The organism is Paenibacillus sp. FSL R5-0519, from assembly GCF_037974275.1.
Taxonomy (GTDB): Bacteria; Bacillota; Bacilli; order Paenibacillales; family Paenibacillaceae; genus Paenibacillus.
In genome coordinates this window covers 5,366,282-5,386,532 of sequence record NZ_CP150234.1, presented here as the reverse complement: position 1 = coordinate 5,386,532, position 20,251 = coordinate 5,366,282, and the positions used below count along the sequence as shown (strand labels likewise).

General features: G+C 45.6%; 18 protein-coding genes. 13 read left to right on the top strand and 5 right to left on the bottom strand.

Annotation, left to right across the window (positions count from 1 at the left end):
• Positions 1-79: 79 nt before the first annotated feature.
• The 4 genes from MKY73_RS24290 to MKY73_RS24275 all read left to right on the top strand — a co-directional run bounded on the left by MKY73_RS24290 (position 80) and on the right by MKY73_RS24275 (position 2,667).
• Positions 80-739 carry an amino acid ABC transporter permease gene (locus MKY73_RS24290; protein WP_339239992.1) on the top strand — a complete coding sequence of 220 codons (660 nt, stop codon included), beginning with the start codon at positions 80-82 and terminating at the stop codon, positions 737-739.
• Positions 740-772: 33 nt separating this feature from the next.
• On the top strand, positions 773-1,528 hold the full coding sequence (locus tag MKY73_RS24285; protein ID WP_339303786.1) for an amino acid ABC transporter ATP-binding protein: 756 nt from the start codon (positions 773-775) through the stop codon (positions 1,526-1,528).
• Between the two features lie 417 nt (positions 1,529-1,945).
• Positions 1,946-2,266 carry a DUF4190 domain-containing protein gene (locus MKY73_RS24280; RefSeq protein ID WP_339308738.1) on the top strand — a complete coding sequence of 107 codons (321 nt, stop codon included), beginning with the start codon at positions 1,946-1,948 and terminating at the stop codon, positions 2,264-2,266.
• A 23-nt stretch (positions 2,267-2,289) separates the two neighbouring features.
• Positions 2,290-2,667 (top strand): hypothetical protein, encoded by a 378-nt coding sequence (locus MKY73_RS24275; protein ID WP_339303785.1) that lies wholly within the window; start codon positions 2,290-2,292, stop codon positions 2,665-2,667.
• Positions 2,668-2,774: 107 nt separating this feature from the next.
• On the opposite strand, the gene MKY73_RS24270 is transcribed toward MKY73_RS24275, so the two are convergent.
• Positions 2,775-4,961: a YhgE/Pip domain-containing protein gene (locus MKY73_RS24270; RefSeq protein ID WP_339308736.1), complete on the bottom strand. Its 2,187-nt coding sequence runs from the start codon at positions 4,959-4,961 to the stop codon at positions 2,775-2,777.
• 77 nt (positions 4,962-5,038) lie between these two features.
• A complete protein-coding gene (locus tag MKY73_RS24265; RefSeq protein WP_339239997.1) occupies positions 5,039-5,617 on the bottom strand; it encodes a TetR/AcrR family transcriptional regulator in 579 nt (192 codons plus the stop codon).
• A gap of 639 nt (positions 5,618-6,256) precedes the next feature.
• On the opposite strand from MKY73_RS24265, the gene MKY73_RS24260 reads away from it, so the two are divergent.
• From MKY73_RS24260 to MKY73_RS24250, 3 genes are all read left to right on the top strand, one after another.
• Complete coding sequence (locus MKY73_RS24260; RefSeq protein WP_100528578.1) at positions 6,257-6,517, top strand: AbrB/MazE/SpoVT family DNA-binding domain-containing protein; 261 nt, start codon at positions 6,257-6,259, stop codon at positions 6,515-6,517.
• Positions 6,518-6,519: 2 nt separating this feature from the next.
• Positions 6,520-6,918, top strand: a complete 399-nt coding sequence (locus tag MKY73_RS24255; protein ID WP_339303784.1) for a PIN domain-containing protein — start codon at positions 6,520-6,522, stop codon at positions 6,916-6,918.
• Positions 6,919-7,313: 395 nt separating this feature from the next.
• Positions 7,314-8,090 (top strand): hypothetical protein, encoded by a 777-nt coding sequence (locus MKY73_RS24250; protein ID WP_339303783.1) that lies wholly within the window; start codon positions 7,314-7,316, stop codon positions 8,088-8,090.
• A gap of 204 nt (positions 8,091-8,294) precedes the next feature.
• Here the strand turns inward: MKY73_RS24250 and MKY73_RS24245 are convergent, their stop codons facing one another.
• On the bottom strand, positions 8,295-10,031 hold the full coding sequence (locus MKY73_RS24245; protein ID WP_339308734.1) for a HAMP domain-containing methyl-accepting chemotaxis protein: 1,737 nt from the start codon (positions 10,029-10,031) through the stop codon (positions 8,295-8,297).
• Positions 10,032-10,468: 437 nt separating this feature from the next.
• Here MKY73_RS24245 and MKY73_RS24240 point away from each other — a divergent pair, with 437 nt between their 5' ends.
• Both MKY73_RS24240 and MKY73_RS24235 read left to right on the top strand, forming a co-directional pair.
• Entirely contained in the window at positions 10,469-12,454 is a 1,986-nt protein-coding gene (locus MKY73_RS24240) for a CotH kinase family protein (RefSeq protein ID WP_339303782.1), read from the top strand.
• Positions 12,455-12,582: 128 nt separating this feature from the next.
• On the top strand, positions 12,583-13,227 hold the full coding sequence (locus tag MKY73_RS24235; protein ID WP_339303781.1) for a Vat family streptogramin A O-acetyltransferase: 645 nt from the start codon (positions 12,583-12,585) through the stop codon (positions 13,225-13,227).
• A 296-nt stretch (positions 13,228-13,523) separates the two neighbouring features.
• On the opposite strand, the gene MKY73_RS24230 is transcribed toward MKY73_RS24235, so the two are convergent.
• The gene (locus MKY73_RS24230) at positions 13,524-13,796 is read right to left on the bottom strand and encodes an HU family DNA-binding protein (RefSeq protein WP_169480336.1); all 273 of its coding nucleotides are present in this window, start codon (positions 13,794-13,796) and stop codon (positions 13,524-13,526) included.
• A 100-nt stretch (positions 13,797-13,896) separates the two neighbouring features.
• On the bottom strand, positions 13,897-14,097 hold the full coding sequence (locus MKY73_RS24225) for a cold-shock protein (RefSeq protein ID WP_017690333.1): 201 nt from the start codon (positions 14,095-14,097) through the stop codon (positions 13,897-13,899).
• A gap of 169 nt (positions 14,098-14,266) precedes the next feature.
• Here MKY73_RS24225 and MKY73_RS24220 point away from each other — a divergent pair, with 169 nt between their 5' ends.
• The 4 genes from MKY73_RS24220 to MKY73_RS24205 all read left to right on the top strand — a co-directional run bounded on the left by MKY73_RS24220 (position 14,267) and on the right by MKY73_RS24205 (position 20,212).
• A complete protein-coding gene (locus MKY73_RS24220; protein WP_339240016.1) occupies positions 14,267-15,157 on the top strand; it encodes a tyrosine-type recombinase/integrase in 891 nt (296 codons plus the stop codon).
• Between the two features lie 348 nt (positions 15,158-15,505).
• On the top strand, positions 15,506-17,239 hold the full coding sequence (locus MKY73_RS24215; protein ID WP_339303780.1) for a response regulator: 1,734 nt from the start codon (positions 15,506-15,508) through the stop codon (positions 17,237-17,239).
• Positions 17,236-19,062 carry a sensor histidine kinase gene (locus tag MKY73_RS24210; RefSeq protein WP_339303779.1) on the top strand — a complete coding sequence of 609 codons (1,827 nt, stop codon included), beginning with the start codon at positions 17,236-17,238 and terminating at the stop codon, positions 19,060-19,062. The genes MKY73_RS24215 and MKY73_RS24210 overlap by 4 nt, the downstream gene beginning before the upstream one ends.
• The gene (locus MKY73_RS24205; protein ID WP_339303778.1) at positions 19,040-20,212 is read left to right on the top strand and encodes a substrate-binding domain-containing protein; all 1,173 of its coding nucleotides are present in this window, start codon (positions 19,040-19,042) and stop codon (positions 20,210-20,212) included. Before MKY73_RS24210 ends, MKY73_RS24205 begins: the two co-directional genes overlap by 23 nt.
• Positions 20,213-20,251 lie beyond the last annotated feature (39 nt).

The following is a 20,251-nucleotide window of genomic DNA, read 5'->3' as shown; positions in this document are numbered from 1 at the left end:
CGGACCCCGTATTCCACGCTGGAGCGATACATGCTGCCCCAGAGGAATGCGGGGTTAACAGATTAGAGGAGATAAAATAATGAGTTGGGACTATATATTGACCATTTTAAAACCGATGCTAGAGGGTGCTCAGACCACCATTTTCATGTTCTTGCTGGCGATCGTGTTATCTGTGCCGCTTGGATTTGCGGTCACGCTCGCGATGAGAAGCCAGATTAAACCACTGGCGTGGATTGCTCATACCTACGTCTACGTGATGCGAGGAACACCACTGTTGCTCCAAATTCTATTCTTCTGCTTCGGTTTACCGTTGCTTCCGGTGATTGGAGAGTATCTGGTGTTTGATCGCTTTGTAGCAGCGGGGATTGCATTCATCCTGAACTATGCGGCGTACTTTGCTGAAATCTTCAGGGGCGGACTGCTGTCCATTGATAAAGGGCAACATGAGGCGGCAAAGGTCCTTGGATTGACGAAGTGGCAGACGATGACCAAAGTCATTATTCCTCAGATGATTCGTGTAGTGTTGCCTGCAACGGCCAATGAGTCCATTACGCTGATCAAGGATACGGCACTGCTCTATGCGGTGGCTGTACCCGAGCTGTTGTATTACGCCCAAGCGGCAGTGAATCGGGATTTGCAGTTAATCCCGTTCTTCGTAGCGGCGATTATGTATCTGCTCATGACTCTCGTGCTTACTTTGCTGTTCAAGGCACTGGAGAAGCGGTTTTCATATGAATAAAATAAAACTGATCAATCAAAGGACTGTCTGCATATGACACATATAATAGAAGTAAAAGAGTTGAGAAAATCATTCGGCACACTTGATGTGCTAAAGCAGGTATCCTTCAACGTGGAACCAGGCGAAGTGATCGCCGTAATCGGGCCCTCGGGTTCGGGGAAAAGTACGATGCTGCGCAGCCTGATTCATCTGGAGGATATCTCGGGCGGAACGATTCGCATTCAGGATCAGACATTGGTCGATAACGGCCGTTACGTGGGTGCAGCAGATATTCGCAAGATGACGGATCGCATGGGCATGGTATTCCAACATTTCAACCTGTTCCCACACCTGACCGTACAGGCTAATCTGGAACTCGCACCGAAGACTTTGAAAAAAGAAAGCTCAAACGTCATCCGGTACCGCAGTCTGGAATTACTCGGAAAAGTTGGACTGTCGGACAAGGCCGACGCTTATCCAGCCAATCTGTCCGGTGGACAGAAACAGCGTGTTGCCATTGCCCGCGCACTCATGATGCAGCCTGACATTCTTCTGTTTGATGAGCCGACATCGGCCCTCGATCCGGAGCTGACCGGGGAAGTGTTACGCGTAATCAAACAACTTGCGCAGGAAAATATGACGATGATGATTGTCACGCATGAGATGGGCTTCGCCCGTGATGTTGCGGATCGTGTGTTCTTCATGGATAACGGGGAGATCGCAGAGGCGGGACCGCCAGAACAGATCTTCGGCAATCCGAAGCTTGCACGTACTCGGACATTTTTGCAGCGGGTGGAAGTGGAAGGATAGAAGACATTGCGTCTAAGAAATGTGGAAAGAACGCAATCCTGTGAGTACTAAGGGACTGCGTTCTTTTTGCTTTTTAAAATAATGCTTTACGTCCACAGGTATATGTTCCAGATAATAATTACCAGGGTCAATATGATCAAAGTGACTACATTCCTATGTGTTCGAACTCGATAAGAGGTATAACTCATAATTCCAAACAAAAAATACTAAAACACAACGAGTTCTAAACTTCATATTCTAGAAGTAAAATGTTTAAGCTTACGCTTCAATTATGTGTTCAGAGGGTGGATACAATAAAATTAATAACAACTCGCTATTTACAAAATATGGTACACTCATTCCCTCTAAAACATTATAATGAACATACTTAATAAACAGGGAGGATTTACCTTGGGACATCGCGATCGCGAAAATGATGTGGATCGTTATTATAACGACACACTTCCACCACCACCTTATGTAATACCAAAAACCAATAGTAAATCGATTGCAGCTCTTGTCTTGGGCATATTGTCCATCGTAATTCCATACGTGGGATTACTGATTGGTATTGTTGCCATCATCATTGCCTCTATATCGCTCAAAGAAATGAAGACCCGCATGGAACAGGGCAGAGGATTAGCCATTGCTGGCCTTGTCTGTGGAATCATCAGTGTAGCGTTGTATGTATTACTGATTACGCTCGCGCTGTTATTTTCTTTTGCTGTCTCGAGTTCTGATATGTACTCTACATACTAGGAAAAGGAATAGGAAGAATATAAATGCTATTGATCACTAGAAAATCTATATACCGTTTAGCTGAACCATACAGAGAACCTGATATGCTGGCCTGTTACGCCATTTCACAGACGATTTCATCACCGACGAGCAAAGCGATTTTACTAATCAATAGAGACAGATTAAAAGTTCTCTTTCTCAATGTATTTTCCTCGAAAGTTGTAGAAATGGTTGATTTTGCTTTGGATGATCTGAAAAATAAAAAATTAAAATCTGGAATGGGGCTCTCCGCTATATGGTCATTCCAGCTCAATGGTACCCATTGGCGATTTAGCATGATCAAGAAAATGCTTACCCTTGGCTCCATGCAAGGTGATTTTCTGAGTTTTCTGAACCAACACATTGTGAAGGATCATGGCTAAACTGAATATCGAAACTCACAAAAAGACAAAAGCATATCCTTTTAGCCCAGACTTGCGATCATCCAGCGAGTCAGGACAAGGGGATATGCCTTGTCTATTTTTTCATACTACGATTGAAGTACGACTTTACTGCTTACGTTTTCGTTCTCCGTGGTGCGGTGCATCAGGAAATACGTTAGGGTTCCTCCAAGACCAATCACGGCGAATATGCACAGAATGCCGATCTGATCCCAAGCCACGCCGAACTGTCCGCTTGAGATAACTGCTTTATAACCTGTTACCGAATAGGTCATAGGCAGCCATGGATTAAACACCTTCAACCAGTTTGGAATCAGTTCGAGCGGGAAGGTGCCCGCGCTGGTCGTAAGCTGAAAGATTAACATCAGAATTGCGAGGAATCGTCCCGGATTTTCCAACCAAGTCACCAATGCCTGAATAATGTACATGAAGCTTAGGCTGGTCACAAAGCTGAACAAGAGGAACAACGGGACGCTCTGAACATTCAGACCCAAGCCGTACAAGACCAGCCATGAAGCAAGCAAAGACTGCACAGCACTCATGAGCGTGAAAGCCAGCGTTTTGCTCACAAAACGATTCCAGCCACTTGCCTCGCTAACCGTGCTGCCGCGTGTTGGCACAACCAACGTGGCGATCAATGCCCCGACAAACAGTCCCAGTGACAGGAAGTATGGCGAGAATCCTGTACCGTAGTTAGGTACCTCATTATATTTATGCTCATCGACCTGAACAGGCTCTGCATACATCGTTACCAGTTCATCGGTCTTTTTCACACTTCCCGTCTGCTCAGCCGCTTCATTCAGCTTGTTGGCAAGTTCACCAGAGCCATCCGTTAACGTCAACGTACCTTCTTTTAACTGACCGGCACCGTCATCCAGCTTATGTGAGCCATCTGCAAGTGTTGAGATTCCGTCTGTGAGCTGGCTTACACCCGCAACCAACTTGCCTGCACCAGCATCCAATTGACCTGAACCGTCCGCAAGTTTGGCTGCTCCAGACGCTGCTTCGGATAATTTGGAATTGAATTGCTGTAGGCCCGTCGCAAGCTTTTCGTGTCCGGCGGATAACTGCGCAGCTCCTTGTACCAGTTGTTGTTCACCCTGTACCAACTGGCTGCTGCCTTGATGCAGTTGTTGTTGTGCAGCGTACAGGTTTTGGCTGCCTGCGACCAATTGCTGTCCGCCCTGATACACCTGTTCACTGCCAGCGGCTACGGCTTGACTGGCTGCCAGGAGCTGCTGCACAGCAGGACTTGCGGCCAGTTCCGGACTGGCTTCAGCCAATTGGGCAAGGCCTTGTGCAACCGCTTTGGCACCAACACTAACTTTGCCGCTGCCCTCAACAGTGCTTTGCAGTCCAGCTGTTAGCTTCGCACTACCTTCCTCGGAAGCCGCCAGCCCTGCATCCAGCTTAGCCGCGCCTTCCTGAGCAGATTGAAGGCCAGCCTGTAACTGCTTGCCGCCAGCTTCAGCCTGGGTGGCTCCATCACTTAGCTTCGTGCCTGCTGCTGCCAATTGCGACAGCCCACTGGACAGGGCGCTTGCGCCAGTATGAAGATCACCTGTGCCTTGGGCGAGAGTGAAAGTACCTTCTTTTAACGAAACTACGCCCGTTTCGAGCTTGTCGGTGCCAGCTGCCAGTTTAGACAGGTTCTCTTTTAATGTAGCAGCACCCTCATCCAGCTTGATCGCACCATCATGAATCTGACCTGCGCCATCCCCGGCATCCGCAAGACCGCCTGAGATTTTTTCGACCTGATCCAATAACGTTTCGGTATACGATTCTGTGACTTTGGCAGCAACTTTGGAGCGAATTTGTTTGACCGCCGTGCCACCGATCTGACCCGCGAGGAAGTTGTATCCTTCATTGGGTTCGTAGATCAGATCTGCTGGCTCAGGGTGCTCATCCATCAGGGTTGTTGCTTTGGAGGAAAAGTCCTCCGGAATAACAATCGTCATATAATATTTATTGTCTTCCATGCCTTGATCTGCTTGTTCACGAGTGACGAATTGCCAGTTGAAATCATCGCTTTTTTTCAATTCATCGATCAGATTCTGACCGACCTCCAGTGATTTGTCGTTGTAGACTGCACCCTGATCCGTGTTGACCACGGCTACAGGTAATTCATTCATTTTGCCATAAGGGTCCCAGAATGCATTCAGGAACAGGCCGCTATACAATACCGGAATGAACAGTACAACGAGAATCGGAATAAATACTTTTGGTTTCTTGAGGGCGGACTTCAGATCCTGCCCAAATACGTGGAATGATTTCATCATGTTCTCTCCCTATCCTTACGCTCATCCATTTGTTCTGTCTCTATTATGTGTTGGATATAGTAGGTTACCTTTCTCTAGGTGGGGGATAAGCCATTCTTGAGAAAGAGGCCCACAAAATCCTTGATCTGATCCTTATGCAGCGTAGGATGCGCTTTGTTCCAATCCGAGGTTAAGGTGACATACAGCTTCAGCAGGACAAAAGAAACCAGTTTGGGATCGTCTCTGCGAATCTGCTCCAACTCCATGGCACGGCTGACCTGACGCTCCAGATATTCGAGAATGGCTGTCTCCACTTGCTGCAAACCTTCCTTGGCTTGCAGTGTACCGAACTCGTTAACCTCCTGAAAAAGCTTGATCAACAACTCATGTTCCTCCCGGTACTCCAGCAGAGAGTCCATACTCATATGCACGTTATCCAGAAAGGAATTTTCTTCCTTCACGGTCTGCTCTGTAATCTGTCTCATGTCCGTAATGATTGAGCGCAGAATCTCGCTGAACAGTTCTTCTTTATTTTCGAAAAAAGTATAGATCGTTCCCTTGCCCACATTGGCAAGTCTCGCAACCTGCTCCATCGTTGTGGCCTTGTAGCCAAACAGGGCAAAGGATTTCTCGGCAGAGTCCATAACCTGTTGCCTTCGATCTATCGTTTTCATCGTATATAGACCTCCTTGTAGATTGAAAGGATAATAATAAGGTAAATACATTATTGACCGTATTACTATTATGGTCAGTTGGTCGTTAACAACTGTAGCATTTGAACAGGGAAGATGGATGTGATCATTGTCATAAACGGATGGGAAAGGTGCGAATGTGATGCTCGCATGAAAATTCTGAGGGATTCGCACCTCAGAAATTTTTTTGAATAGGGAAAATAATTATTTTGAGGGGTATAATTTGGCTGAATAATGATATAGAAAGTCATAGAATATTAGTGAAAAAACGTGTTTTTGATGGCTCAGATTGTTGAGATACGTGTTTTTCGCTGTCGCACTCTGTATAGAGTGCGTCGATCGAAATATTGTCCTTAATGACCACATTAGTGGGAATAAATTACATTAAGGAAGTACATTGGAACGGCAATTATCTACTTATGACTAGGAAGTTGAAGTTTTAATACACATGAACATGTAAAACAGCTTTGGGCTTACATATTGACGCTGAAATTAGTCAGCATTAGAAATTTAATTCCAAATGACTATACTTGGAATGTATATTACCTGACGTAAAAAGTAATACTTGAACATTAGAGTATTACATTGTAATATGGGTAATAGAGTAGGAGGTAGTAGTGTATGAGTATGTATGAATCAGGTAAGGTAACTTCGAAAGGACAGGTTACGATTCCAGTTGAGGTAAGGAAACAACTAGGCATAGCAACAGGCGACAAAATTATTGTAATTATCCAAAATGGTGAAGCAAAATTAGAAGTTAGGAAACAGAAAAAGTTAACTGATCTTGTAGGAATCTTAAAGACAGGTCAAGAACATGATCTTCAGGAGGCTAGGAAGTCAGCGATTGACTGGGTGGGGAACAGTTACAAAAAAGGAGAATAGTAATGGATTGTTTGGCTGATACAAACATACTAGTACGGTTGTTCACTCAAGACGATAAGGAGCAGTTTGAAAAAGTTTCTGAAATGCTAGATAGCGGAGATTTTCAGGTAATTGTTTCATCACCAGTAATTATTGAAACATGTTGGGTACTGAAATCACATTACAAGCATTCTAATGTTGATGTAGGAAATGCCCTGCTTAGTCTATCGCAAATTGATAACATTATCTTTGAGGAAGATTACATGAAAGATGCTTTAAGACTGTTTGTTGAACAGGGTAACGTTGACATTGTGGACTGTTATCTTAGCGCAAAATCAAAAACAATTAACATGCCAGTAGTAACATGGGACAGTGATTTTAAGAGGCTAGGATGCGAGTATTACAAGCCAAATCAACTTTAAATGTTGTTTAGGTAATTGAAACCAGCGGTAGCAGTAACATTACAGTAAATAATGATGCTACAAGTATTCTAAATCGTACTCTGTATGGAGTGCGTGATTGAAATTTTGGTAAGAGGACGAGAATGGATTTTGTATCTAACTGAGTTCCCAATACCTGTAATAAAAACACAGATAGTTATACTGTCCGTGTTTTTTTTGTATAACAACGGATAGAACTACGATCACCTGTTTTTTGAATGATCCAGAGAAGTAGCCTGCATGAAGTACACCAAGGAGCACATTGGCCCACATAACTGTTCCCTGTTCTTATGTGTTTAATGACTAGAATAGCTGATCGTGAAAAGCTTGTAACTATGTCTTCATTGAATCCGTCTAACAGGTTGAGGTGATTGAGAATGAAACCATTTAAATATTGGAGTCGGCGTTTGAGTATGCTTTTGATGTTAGTCATTATTGTTGGCTGTGGAATATCGAATAAGGGGGAAGTAACTTCCAAACCCCATGAAACGAATACGGAAGAAGTGGCAAAGGAATCAACGAAGGGATGCCCGGGAACCATTGAATGGATTGATTTTCTGATGTTCAATGATGTTACATACTTTCAAAACAACGAAGGGACCAAAGAGGTACCTGCAGAGCAAATTGGGGACAGGATAGGGGAAGTGAGCTACATGATAAACGAGCATGTGTGTGCGGATCACGTGACCGAGAATGGAGATGCGGCATATCTTCCAATTGGAACGGTTATATATGAACTAAAAGGTTATAAGTCACATTATCGCGTGGTAGCGAATAATAAGGTTTACGAAGCAAAAGAAAATCCCCATGCGAAGACAATGGGAGACCTGATGGACATTAAAGGCAAAGTGGAAAAAGTCAGCCTTGAAAGTGGCAATGACGGGAGTCCAATCGGTAACTTCCCCCAGGAAGCCGCATCCGAATTCATGAACGAGCTTCTGCCGTTGCGATATGTTAGCTTTGATGAAGTGTATAAGAAATCCAAGCATGAGACAGGAATTTTTTTACGTGTACACCTTCAAGATGGAACATCTTTTCGAATGGTTTATTACCCAAAAGCAAATGCTTTCTCAGCAGGAGCATTTGGAACAGAAAAGTTACAATTGTTAATCGTTTCTCAGAGAAAAGAAATTAAAGCAGCTGCTGGATTATAGAGTGGAGTGGAGGTTCAACAATTCAGCTACAATGACGAGAAAAAGATGATTATGAATGCAGAAGAATTATTACTGCCTGTTAAATGATACCTGGAACCTATCCACCTACTCTGGTAACAACAAAAAACCAAGGCTTCGAGTTAATGACTCATGAGCCTTGGTTTTTACTGTGTCGTAATTTTTGTTAACTGCGACTTATTGCTTCTATTCTGCTCGTACTTTAAAGAATGAGATCAGTTCTTGCAGCTGCTCGGATACAACCGAGAGTTCATCGGATGCACTCACAATGGCAGCCATGGAGGCTTCCTGCTCTTCAATGGACTGTTCAATTTGTTTACTGCTATTCGCTGCCTTGCTGACATTGGCAGAGAGTTCATCCGCCGTAGCAGACATTTCTTGTGTACTTGCTGAGATTTCTTCGGTAGAACTGGAGATATCCTGAATCTGGTTTGCAACTTTATTCGTAGCAGTCAGAATATTCTCGAAGAATACACCTGTCTCTTGGGTAACTTCCAAGCCTTTCGTTACTTCCTTGGAACCCAACTGCATCGCCGCGGCAGACTGAGTGATATCCCGCTGGATCTCCTCAATTAACTGTCGAATCTGCTTGGCTGATTCCTGGGATTGTTCCGCCAGATTACGCACCTCGCCTGCAACCACGGCAAAACCTCGTCCTTCTTCACCCGCGCGTGCTGCCTCAATGGAAGCATTGAGCGCCAGCAAGTTGGTTTGTCCGGCAATCTCCGTAATGAGGTTAACAATGTTGCTAATCTCATTCGAGTTATTTTCCAACGACTGAATCGAGTTCGACGTATTTTGTACTGCACCGGAGATCAAGCGCATCTGCTCAATAACTTGCTGCATCACCACATTACCTGTACTGGAGCGCTGCTCCATGCTGAGTGCTTCGTCTGCCACATCAGCTGAACTGCTGGCGATGGTCTGTACGACCGTTGACATCTCTGTCATGGCACGTGCATTCTCTACCGTTGCTTTGTCCTGAGACACCAGTCCGGTGGATATCTCCCGAATATTGGTGCTGATGGATTGAATGTTCACATTATTTTTCTCGGAAATGCCCAGGAGTTGTTTGGAAGATTCCGAGAGGTGATGTGAAGTATTCTGGACTTTGTAGATGGTTGTATTGAAGCGATGGATCATCGCATTAAACTTCTCGTTGATGATACCCAGATCATCTCGCCCGGTGTCGATGATTACGTCCAGATTACCCGTGCTGACTTCTTCGATACCTTTCATCAGGTTGCGAATTGGAAGCAACGTTCTTTTCAGCAATATGAATTGCAACACCATGAACAGGATCAGGAATCCGACAAGGAACATCAATCCGTACGTAAGCAATTCCTTAAGTCCTTTTGGAACGGCACTTGCATCAACATCGAAGTAAAGAGCAGCGTACATGGAGCCATCTGCATTATTAATAGGGTAGATCAGTGTGGTCCAAGTTCCGTACTCGTCCGTGTAGAAATCACTGAAAGCAGGCTTCCCGTCCTTTTTCATCTGTTCCAGCACCACAACGTTATTTTGAGGTAGCGGATACATGGCACCTGCGGGCAGATTACCTTCCTCAAATGGTTCCAACAGGTTCGTTGGAATGGCGATGATGGACGTTCCGTCTCCTTCTTCAAGTTCTGAACCGAAAATGTACGCCTGTGCGATGTTTGGATAGAACTCATGGATGGAATCAAGGTAAGCTTTCATTTCCTGCTGTACAGGACCGGAGTAGCTTTTTTCCTTAGCCGCTTCTGCCACTTTGGCAGTGTCGAGATCATCGTACCATTTCTGGGTGATGACGGTAGCCTGGTCGTGCAGCTGTTCAACCAGAATGTTTTTCTGCAATTGATATGCGGCAGTGATCAGGATTACACCAATCAACGTGATACTGCCGAATGAAATCACCAAATTTTTGATAAAGAAAGGCATGGTACTCCAGCGAAGCTTATTAAACAAGATGGTTCACTCCTTCTATGATTGTGACGAAGGACTTATCCTGGACGTTGTACGCGCTATGTAATTTTGGATCTATTAAATTCTTTTTTGCTTCTGTAAAAGTTTTCGTACGGCATTTTGATATTCACGTATACGAACTCCAGGTAAGTTCTACTCCTCTGTTATATCGTTATTTCGACATACTAATGTTAGATATTTCAAGTAAAATAGGTCTTATGAACCGGTTCCATGGAATTAAAATGCACTTTTGCATGACTTCATGTATGTCGACGAATTCTTCTTTTGGACCATGAATTACAGGTGTGTCTTGATGGTACCCATTCATTTAAGATTCACTAAAGGTTCGTCCTCTACCATAGTTACATAAGCCTCAGTTGCTTAACAGAAACCAAGAAGGAGGATTTATCATTTTGAATAATTTATTACGAAAAGCAGCAGTAACGGCATTATCCGTCACCATGGTAACGTCATCTTTTGGCCTGATTGCAAGTCCGAATGCGGCATATGCTGCAGAAAGTACAGCAACAACCGCGAGTGCAGGCGTGACGCAAGCGTATGAATCATTGTTCCAGACGGATAACGTCATTGACGTGAATGTAACGATTGATGATGCAGACTGGAAGAGTATGCTTGAAAGTCCGCTCGATAAGGATTACAAGAGTGTGAGTGTGGAGGTGGACGGCAACAAGCTGGACAACGTTGGTTTCTCCACCAAGGGCAACCTGACCTTGAAAGCCGTAGCCTCGATGGAGGATTCGGATCGATACAGCTTCAGACTCAAGTTCGACAAATACGACAAAACACAAACCTTACTCGGACTGGACAAAATGGTGCTGAATAACAACTATGCTGATCCATCCTATATGCGTGAGGTACTTCACTATGAAGCGCTTCGCAGTATTGGCATGGATGTGCCGATGACAAACTACGTCAATCTGTATGTTAATGGCGAACTGGTCGGTTTCTACACCGGGGTTGAAGCCGTAGATGACAGTTACTTGGAACGCAACTACGGTGAGGATTACGAAGAAGGCGTACTCTATGATACGGATGAGAAAAGTTATCTTCAATATGAAGAGGGCAGCGACTACAGCACAATTACCAAAGACTTGGGTACGGATGAGGACAAAGCCAAATTAAAAACCTTCATCCAAACGCTGAACGAGATGCCAGAAGGCGAAAAGGGTGATATTGAGAGCGTGCTGGACGTGGATTCGGCGCTTCAATATATTGCAGGCAACATGGTTTTTGGCAATTATGACAGTTATAACGGCGACAAAGGACACAACTACATGCTCTATGGCGATGCGGATGGCAAGTTTACAGTTGTGCCGTGGGACTTTAACATGTCCTTCAATGGATACTCTGGTGGAGGCGGGCGTGGCACAACAACCGGATCAACCACGACCAACACCAATGCAACGAACGTATCTGTGGATGAGCCTGTACTGGGCATTAGCATGGAAAATGTACCGATGATTAACAACCTGCTTGCTGTACCTGAGTATAAAGAAAAATATATGAGCTACGTCAATGAATTGACGGACTATATGGAAGGCATTCAGGATCGTATTACTGGCCTTGCTGATGAGATTCGTCCTTATGTAGAAGCCGATCCAACGAAATTCTATACGACCGAACAGTTTGAATCCAACATTGCTTATTCTGCAAATGCAGATGCAGCAGCGGGTGGTATGGGCGGTACACCACCAGAAGGGTTTGAGGGAATGACACCACCTGAGGGCATGGAAGGTATGACGCCGCCGGAAGGTTTCGAAGGAATGACACCTCCGGATGGAGCAACTCCTCCGGATGGCACAACGGGAACAGGAACAACAGATAGCACCGGCAATACGCAGACACGTCCTGGCGGTAACTTTGGCGGTGGAGGCGGAGGTATGGGCTCCATGGCAGCCGGGTCACTAACCACATTTGCACTGAACCGCCTTGCGAATCTGCAAGAGCAACTTGGGCGTGAAGTAACGCCGCTGCCTGAGACTTCGGAAGAGACAGGTTCGAATACTTCATCTGGAACAACTGACAAAACCATTACCGTAACACTCGATGGTAAATCAATTACCTTCCCGGATCAGGACCCACTGCAGCAAAGTGGCCGAGTGATGGTACCTGTGTATGCAATTCTCGAAGCACTTGGTGCAGAAGTGACTTGGGACAAAACGGCGAAGACCGTAACAACCGTTCTGAATGACCAGACTCTTGTGCTCAAGATCGGAAGTAGCACAGCAACCGTAAATGGAGAGACAATTGAAATTGATACACCAGCGATCATTCAAAACAGTCGCACACTCGTACCCGTTCGCTTCATCTCAGAAGGACTGGGATTAGCCGTGGATTGGGATCAAGCTGCTGCACAAGTAAGCCTTACATCCAAATAAGAAATATCTTCTGTGGTGCAACGTTGTTGTACGGAGAATGAGAGAAGGGATTCGATGGTCAGATCGAATCCCTTTTTGCTCTGCATTCACATAAACCTGTTACAATAGGGAAAAGGAGGGACTTCAATATGGCTCCTGATAAAACAAAACTTTTCCCCAATGAGAATATCCGCACCGTATGTTACATTCAAAACCTGCCGCCACGTTCCAACGTGGACATCGGTGATTATACGTATTATAGCGATAACACCAATCCGCCAGAACAATTCTATGACCGGATACAACATCATTATGACTTTATTGGTGATCGGCTGGTTATTGGCAAGTTCTGTGCAATTGCGGAAGGTGTGACATTCATTATGAATGGCGCCAATCATCGGATGGAGGGCATGACGACGTATCCTTTTAACATTTTCGGTGGAGGATGGGATCGTGTGACACCTACACTTGAGCAGCTTCCATATAAGGGTGACACGATACTGGGGAACGATGTATGGCTTGGACAACATGTGACGATCATGCCTGGTATCACGATTGGAGACGGGGCAATCGTTGCCTCCAATTCAACTGTTGTGAAGGATATCGAACCCTATACGATTGTTGGTGGTAATCCAGCCAAAACTGTTAAAAAGCGTTTTGATGAAGAAACAATTGCACTGCTGCTGGAATTGAAGTGGTGGGATCAGGATGAGGAGTGGCTGGATACGCACCTGGAACGTCTTGTCTCTACATATGATCTAGAGATATTACGCGGACTTTTGAACAGCAAGTAGAGCAGGTAGAAAGTGTATTTGACCAAAGCAAATCAGGCCCTGGACCGTTTTGAGCGGATCAGGGCCTCTTATTGTCCAAGATGAAATGTTAGATTAGCGGATGGGGGGACGTAGAGTACAATCAGACTTTGCTAGTGGGGGTTTTGAATGAGTATGAGTTTCTGCATGATCCGTGTTTGTCTGTTTGCCTGAATAAAAGTTAATGATATCATCAACGGTAGTAAACACGACATTTAAATCCATATTATCATTGTGTGTTTGAATAAAAACCTCTTTTCAATGGGTTGTTGCGTTGTTTAATTTAAAGCTTCTTTCATGCTTAAGCCTGCTGTGAATACAGGAACTTTACCTGCAGGTAGTTGAATTTCTTTGCCTGTTCTCCGACTTCTTCCCGTTCTTGCCTCACGCTTCTGTACTTCAAATTTCCCGAATCCAACCAGTTGAACTTCTTTACCTTCTTTGAGAGCTTCCAGAATTGAGTCCAGTACAACGGTTACCGCCTTTTCAGCATTCTTCTTGGAGAAACCGCCAGCCTTGGCTACTTCTGTGATCAATTGTTCTTTATCCATGGGGAATACCTCGCTTTCATTGTTGGGGTGTGAAATTCTGTGCTGTACAACCTATGAGTAAATAAAAAGCTGCCTTATTAATAAGGCAGCTTTCATATAATTAAAGTTTAGTAACGTTCTCAGCTTGTGGTCCACGGTTACCTTGAGTTACTTCAAATTGAACGCGTTGACCTTCGTCCAAAGATTTGTAACCTTCACCTTGAATTGCACTGAAATGAACGAATACGTCTGTTCCTTCTTCAGTTTCGATAAAGCCGAATCCTTTATCCGCGTTGAACCATTTCACTGTACCTGTTTGCATGTGATTCCTCCAAAAAATAAGTTTTTAGCCGATCATTATGACGAGTATATTTGAAAAATTGACACTCACCTGGTGCATTTAAACCACAGACTTGATGTCCGCTAATGTATCGATTAATATGATAATACCATGTCCGCTAATATAAGTCAAGATTTGGAGGTAATTTCTAATGAATCAGTCATCAGGGATTTCGGTGCAGCGGGAGCCGACGATAGAAGAATTCATTCATATGCTTGCCAATGAGGATGAATTACAGCCCAAAACCGTGAAGGAATATGCAAGTGATCTGAAGCACTTTATCGAATGGTACAAGGAAAACACCCTGCTCGGGGAAAAGGTTACATTGAGAATTGAAGACATAGATACATCCACTTTAGTCCATTATCGTGAAGATTCACACAAGGTTATGCTATTGAAACCAGCCACCATTAACCGCAGGTTGATTACGCTGAAGCGTTTTTTCAAATGGGCTGTCCTGGAATCCAGACTCAATCATGACCCCTCCAAAGCATTAAAATTCATTCCGGAAGACAAAGTCAGCCCACGCCGAATGACATCCGAAGAAGAAGAAGCGTTCCTCGCGGCAGTGGAGTACGTTAACTCTCTTCGTGATCGGACTATCCTGACCCTTATGTTCCATACAGGCTTGCGAACGATGGAGGTATGCAATCTCACGCCTGGTGATATTGAACTTGGTAGACGAAGTGCTTACCTGACAGTGAGAGCAGATAAACGCAACCGGGAGCGTAAGGTCCCTTTGAATATGCAGTGTATTGTAATATTGAATCAGTACTTATCTGATTTTGCTACCGATCATACGTACCTTTTTCCTTCAGAAAAGACAAACGATCGTTTAACGGAGAGAGCACTACGCCATCTGATTAAAAAAGTAATGATTGCAGCAGGACTGGAAGGTCTGAGTTCACACGATCTGCGTCATCGTTTTGGCTACGCCATGGCAGAGCATACGCCACTGCACCGTTTGGCGGAGATGATGGGGCACACCAATCCAGATACGACAATGATTTATATCAAAGCATTAAGTACGAATCAGCGGTGAAAACAAGAATAAAGGATCCATATGATAGTTAGAATTAAACCCCTCTTATTAGAAGTTCTTCGAAATTTCCGTGTTTGTATTACTTTAACCTAACCTTGGCATTCATATACTCTCCTTCACATTTCACTTAGGCACTGCCCGACAGGGTTGCCTTACCTCTCTTGAAGAAAGCGATTACATATCCCTGATAATATTGTATATTATGATGGCAACCTTGGATCTGATCAACATGATTCCTTAGCATTTGGCATAAATTCGGTGAGAAATAAGAAATCCAATGATTCACAATATCACACATATATCAGTTGTTAGGGCTTACAGCCCATTATAAAAAGGAGGAATCCGAACGTGTACCGGGTACTGCTGGTGGATGATGAAGAAGATGTGCGGGAAGGACTTGTTGTAGAGGTCGATTGGGAAGCGCTCGATCTGCGGATTGTCGGTTTGGCTGAGAATGGGCGAGAAGCTTTGGAGATGGCGGAGCGGGTGGAGCCGGATATTGTGGTGACCGATATCAGCATGCCCTTCATGAATGGTCTGGAACTCGCGCAAAGATTGAGGAAGCGTAATCCACTTGTGAAGGTGGTCATCTTAACTGGATATGATGAATTTGATTATGCGAGGCAAGCCATCTCGTTAAGTGTGGATGAATATCTGTTGAAGCCGTTCTCGGCAGGACATCTCACCGAACTGCTCACAAGACTGCGCGCCCAGATGGCCGCTGAAGTGGCCGAGCGTGAAGATGTACAACAGCTGCGTGAGCACTATCATACCAGCTTGCCATTACTGCAGGCAGATCTGATGGCGACCTTGCTCCATCGGCAGAAATCTTCGACATATATTCATAGTAAAGCCAAACAATGCGGTTTGGATCTGGCAGGGAAACGCTACGGGGTGTCTGTATTAACACTGCATATGGAAGGAGATGTGCAGAAGGACAAACCTGAGGAAGTATTCAACGAGCTGCCGCCGCGGCATAACCAATCAACATCTGAGGAAGCGGATCAGTCTGAGCTATTCGTTCCCGGAGGTTCATTGCGTCAATCGGAAGATGCTGAACTGAAACGCTTTGCTGCACTTAACATTGCGGCAGAAGTATGGGCGGAACACGGGGCTGGTCATGCCTTTATGCATCAGGAGACGATTGTCCTGCTCTATGTGGATCGCTTGGGCGGTACAGATGGCGCGAAGCGACAACAGAAGGCATTGGAAAATGTGATGCGCAGCATCAATCACTACTTACGTATCCCCGCTACGGTGGGATCTGGTCAGATCGTGGATACACTTGCGGAGGTGAATCAGGCCTATGAAGATGCCCTGCTCGCCTTGGATTATCGGCTTGTACCCGGAACGGATTCAATCATATATATCGCGGATGTAGAGCGGCAGACGGCGGGCAAGCTGCGGTTCGACGAGTTGAAGCAGCAGACGCTGACACGTTGTCTTAAGGCGGGTACACAAGTGGAACTGGAGGAAGCACTGATGATCATTTTCCGGGAAATTACAGTGGAACATGGGCGCAGTGATATTCAGCTCTATCTGATTGAAGTGTTAACAACAGTATGGAAGGCAGCGCAGGCATCCGGAGAAGAGATGGAGGACATCTTTGGAGCAGGGTTCCAATTGTATGCAGATCTGTTCCGACTGCCAGGTCTTACTGACGCACAGAAGAAGGTACGGGAGGTCTGTCTACTTGTACAACATCGCATTGCCAGTGGTCGCCAGCATGTATATAAGGATATTGTTGAGCAGGCGTTAGTCTTCACCAAAGAGCATTATGCCGACCCTGACCTGTCCATTCAGAAGGTGTGCGGACATTTGCATATCAGCTCCGGTTATTTTTGTGGCATTTTCAAAAAAGAAGTGCAGCTTACCTTCCTGCAGTACCTGATGCAGATCCGGATGGAGGCAGCCCGTGAACTGCTTCGCTCGACAGAGCTGAAGTCGTTTGAGATTGCGGAGCAGGTTGGCTTTGCTGAACCGAATTACTTCAGTTTTTGTTTCAAAAAACATATTGGCGTCTCGCCCAAAGAATATCGTAAACAGGCTTCCCAGGTAGCAAGTGAAGGTTCCATCCGATGAAGTTCTTGTCTAAGTGGTTGAACTTCAGGGGACTTCAATTACGCTCCAGGCTGCGTTCGTCCAGAGTCAGCAGTATCCGGTTTATTATTACGTGGTCCTTCTCCGTCTTCATCGTCCTGGTGCTGACCATCATGGCGATGCTTCTGCATGACAAGTTCACCCAGGCTGCCGAGCGAAGTGCCGAACTGACAACGAGACAGATTGTGGATCAGGTCAGTTATAACCTGGAGGATTACGTCCGCAGTATGTCTCATCTGTACCGTGCCATTGAGGAGCACATGCTACGTGACGGGACATGGGAAGGGGAATTGGTGGACAAACAGCTTGACACACTGCTCAGCAGTCGTGAAGATATCATCTCCATTACCCTGCTCGATTCCACAGGGCATTTGCTCAAAAATCGACCTACAGCTGAATTAAAACCGAGTGCCCATGTGACTCAGCAAGGGTGGTTTCAGTCTGCGCTTCGTGTGCCGGATCACCTGAGTTTCTCGTTACCTCATATTCAGAACATGTACACAGGCCCATATAAATGGGTCGTTTCCATGAGCAAAGGCATAACGATACGGCAAAATGGTCAGGATCGGAAAGTCATTCTGCTGGTCGATATCAATTTCAAACAGATGGATGAACTGAGCCGCCGGGTCAGTCTGGGGCAACGGGGATACGTCTACATTATCGATGAGAGTGCGGGCAATATCGTGTACCATCCCCAGCAGCAATTGATGTATATGGGACTCAAAAGCGAGAATATTGAACAGGCTTTGGTAGCTTCTGGCAGTTACGAAGATGAGGCAGATGGTCAGAAAAGGCTAAATACCGTGAAGTCCGTTGCCAATATTGGATGGAAAATTGTCGGTGTGGCCTATTTGGATGAAATTATGACAACACGTCAGGAAGTGAACGGATATCTCATTCGTGTATTGGTCGTTGTGCTCGTGCTGGTCATTCTCGTATCGCTGTTTCTTTCCTCCAGTCTGACTCGTCCGATCCGGCGAATGGAGCGCAAGATGAAGGCTGTGGAGCGCGGGGATTTCAACGTGGAGTTGCCTATCGAAGGACCGCTTGAAGTGGAACGTTTATCCCGTCGCTTCAACCTGATGGTCAATAAAATCCGAACCCTGATGGATGAGATCATTCATGAACAGGAGCAGAAGCGTCGTCTGGAGCTGGAAGCCTTGCAGGCCCAGATCAATCCGCATTTTTTGTATAATACGCTGAATTCCGTGGTGCGCATGGTAGGCATGAGCCGTAATGAGGAAGTGATCACGATGATCACATCTCTTTCGCGCCTGTTCCGCATCAGTCTCAGTCAAGGTAAAACGATTATCACGGTCAGGGAAGAGCTGGAGCATGCGCAGCATTATTTGACGATTCAACAGATGAGATTCAAGCGCAAATTCAACTTTAACATTCAGGCAGATGAGACGCTCCTGGAATGCCTGACCTTAAAGCTGGTGCTTCAACCCCTGATTGAGAACGCCATTGTTCATGGCATCGAGTACCACATGGACGAAGGAAGTATTGAGGTCGATGTTTATTGTGAGGACAACAAGTTGGTGTTTCGCATTACAGATAATGGGGTCGGCATGACGGAAGAACAGATGTCGGGATTGTTAAGTGGCCGTCCGGTTGTCAAAAGCGGTGCAGGATCAGGTGTCGCGGTACGCAATGTACATGACCGAATCCGGCTCTATTACGGGGAGGGCTACGGTCTTGAATTTGCAAGTGAGCTGGAAGAAGGCACCACGGTCTGGATTCGAATTCCCATTCAATCGCAGCAGAAGGAGGTCGAGCCTGATGACGGACAAACAAGTGAATAGGAACGATGCCCGTAGAGTTAAAGGATTGAATATTTTTACGTATTGGAAAAAGGTTGCTGCGAGCATCCCGGGATTTCGGAAACGTCGGTTGTTAACTGGGACAGTTGCAAGCTTCTGTCTGCTTATAAGCAGTGCCTGTGGCCTCTCGAGTCCAGATGCTGCGACAGTACCATCACGTATTGCGCTGATTACACCAGCAGGCACTGGCGAACTTGCGGAAGCCATCCGGCTTGGTGCCGAAGCGGCTGCCAAAGAGAGTGGGGTGGAACTGATTACCGTGGAAGCATACCCTTCCGAGGGTCATGTGTACACACCTGCCCTTCTGGACGCTGATCGAAGTCAGATGAAGGTCAAACAGGCAAATCCGAACAGCCAAACGTTGTCTCGCAGTGTGCGAGAGCAGGCACAGGTTGAAGCAGCCGCATTGGCTCTGAAGCAGGGGGCAACAGCTCTATTGGTTGATCCCCTGAGTGAGAAGGCACTTAGCAATATTATTCAGGAGGCAAAGACATCGAATTCCGATGGAACCATCGTTCCTGTCATTGTGCTTAACGATGAATTTCCCGTGAAAGGTGTAACCAGTATCATCTCCATGGATAATGTCGAGGCAGGGATACAGGCCGGCCAGGCCATGGCAGAGCTGCTAAAAGGGCGAGGGCGTGTAGCTTTATTGGGTCCAGACCCCGTTAATTCCGGTCTGATTCAGAGAGAGCAGGGGGTAATGGAAGTCCTGGTACAGTATCCTGATATTCAAGTGGAACCCAAATCGATATGTAATACACGGGATGGATGTTGGCAGACTGCGAAGCAATTGCTGGACCAGCAGGATGTGGATGGCTTTATCACTCTTCAGGAACCGGCTTCACTGGGAGCAGCTGATGAACTGAATCGACGTAACGCTGCGGAAAAGGTAAGAATTGTTGGATTCGGCAGTGAACAACAGCAACTGGAGCAATTGCAGGAAGGGGTCCTGGATCATCTCATCGTGCAGAATGGATACAGTGCAGGTTATCTGGGATTGAATCAAGCCGTTGCACGGCTGAACAATCAACAGGTGCAAGCGAGAGTTCTCCTTGAGACGAAGCTGGTGAGTACTGACAATATGTTCTGGATGGATAACCAGAAACTGTTGTTTCCTTTTGTACAATGAAGACACTTTATAACTTGAGGAAGATTTCGATAGAACAGG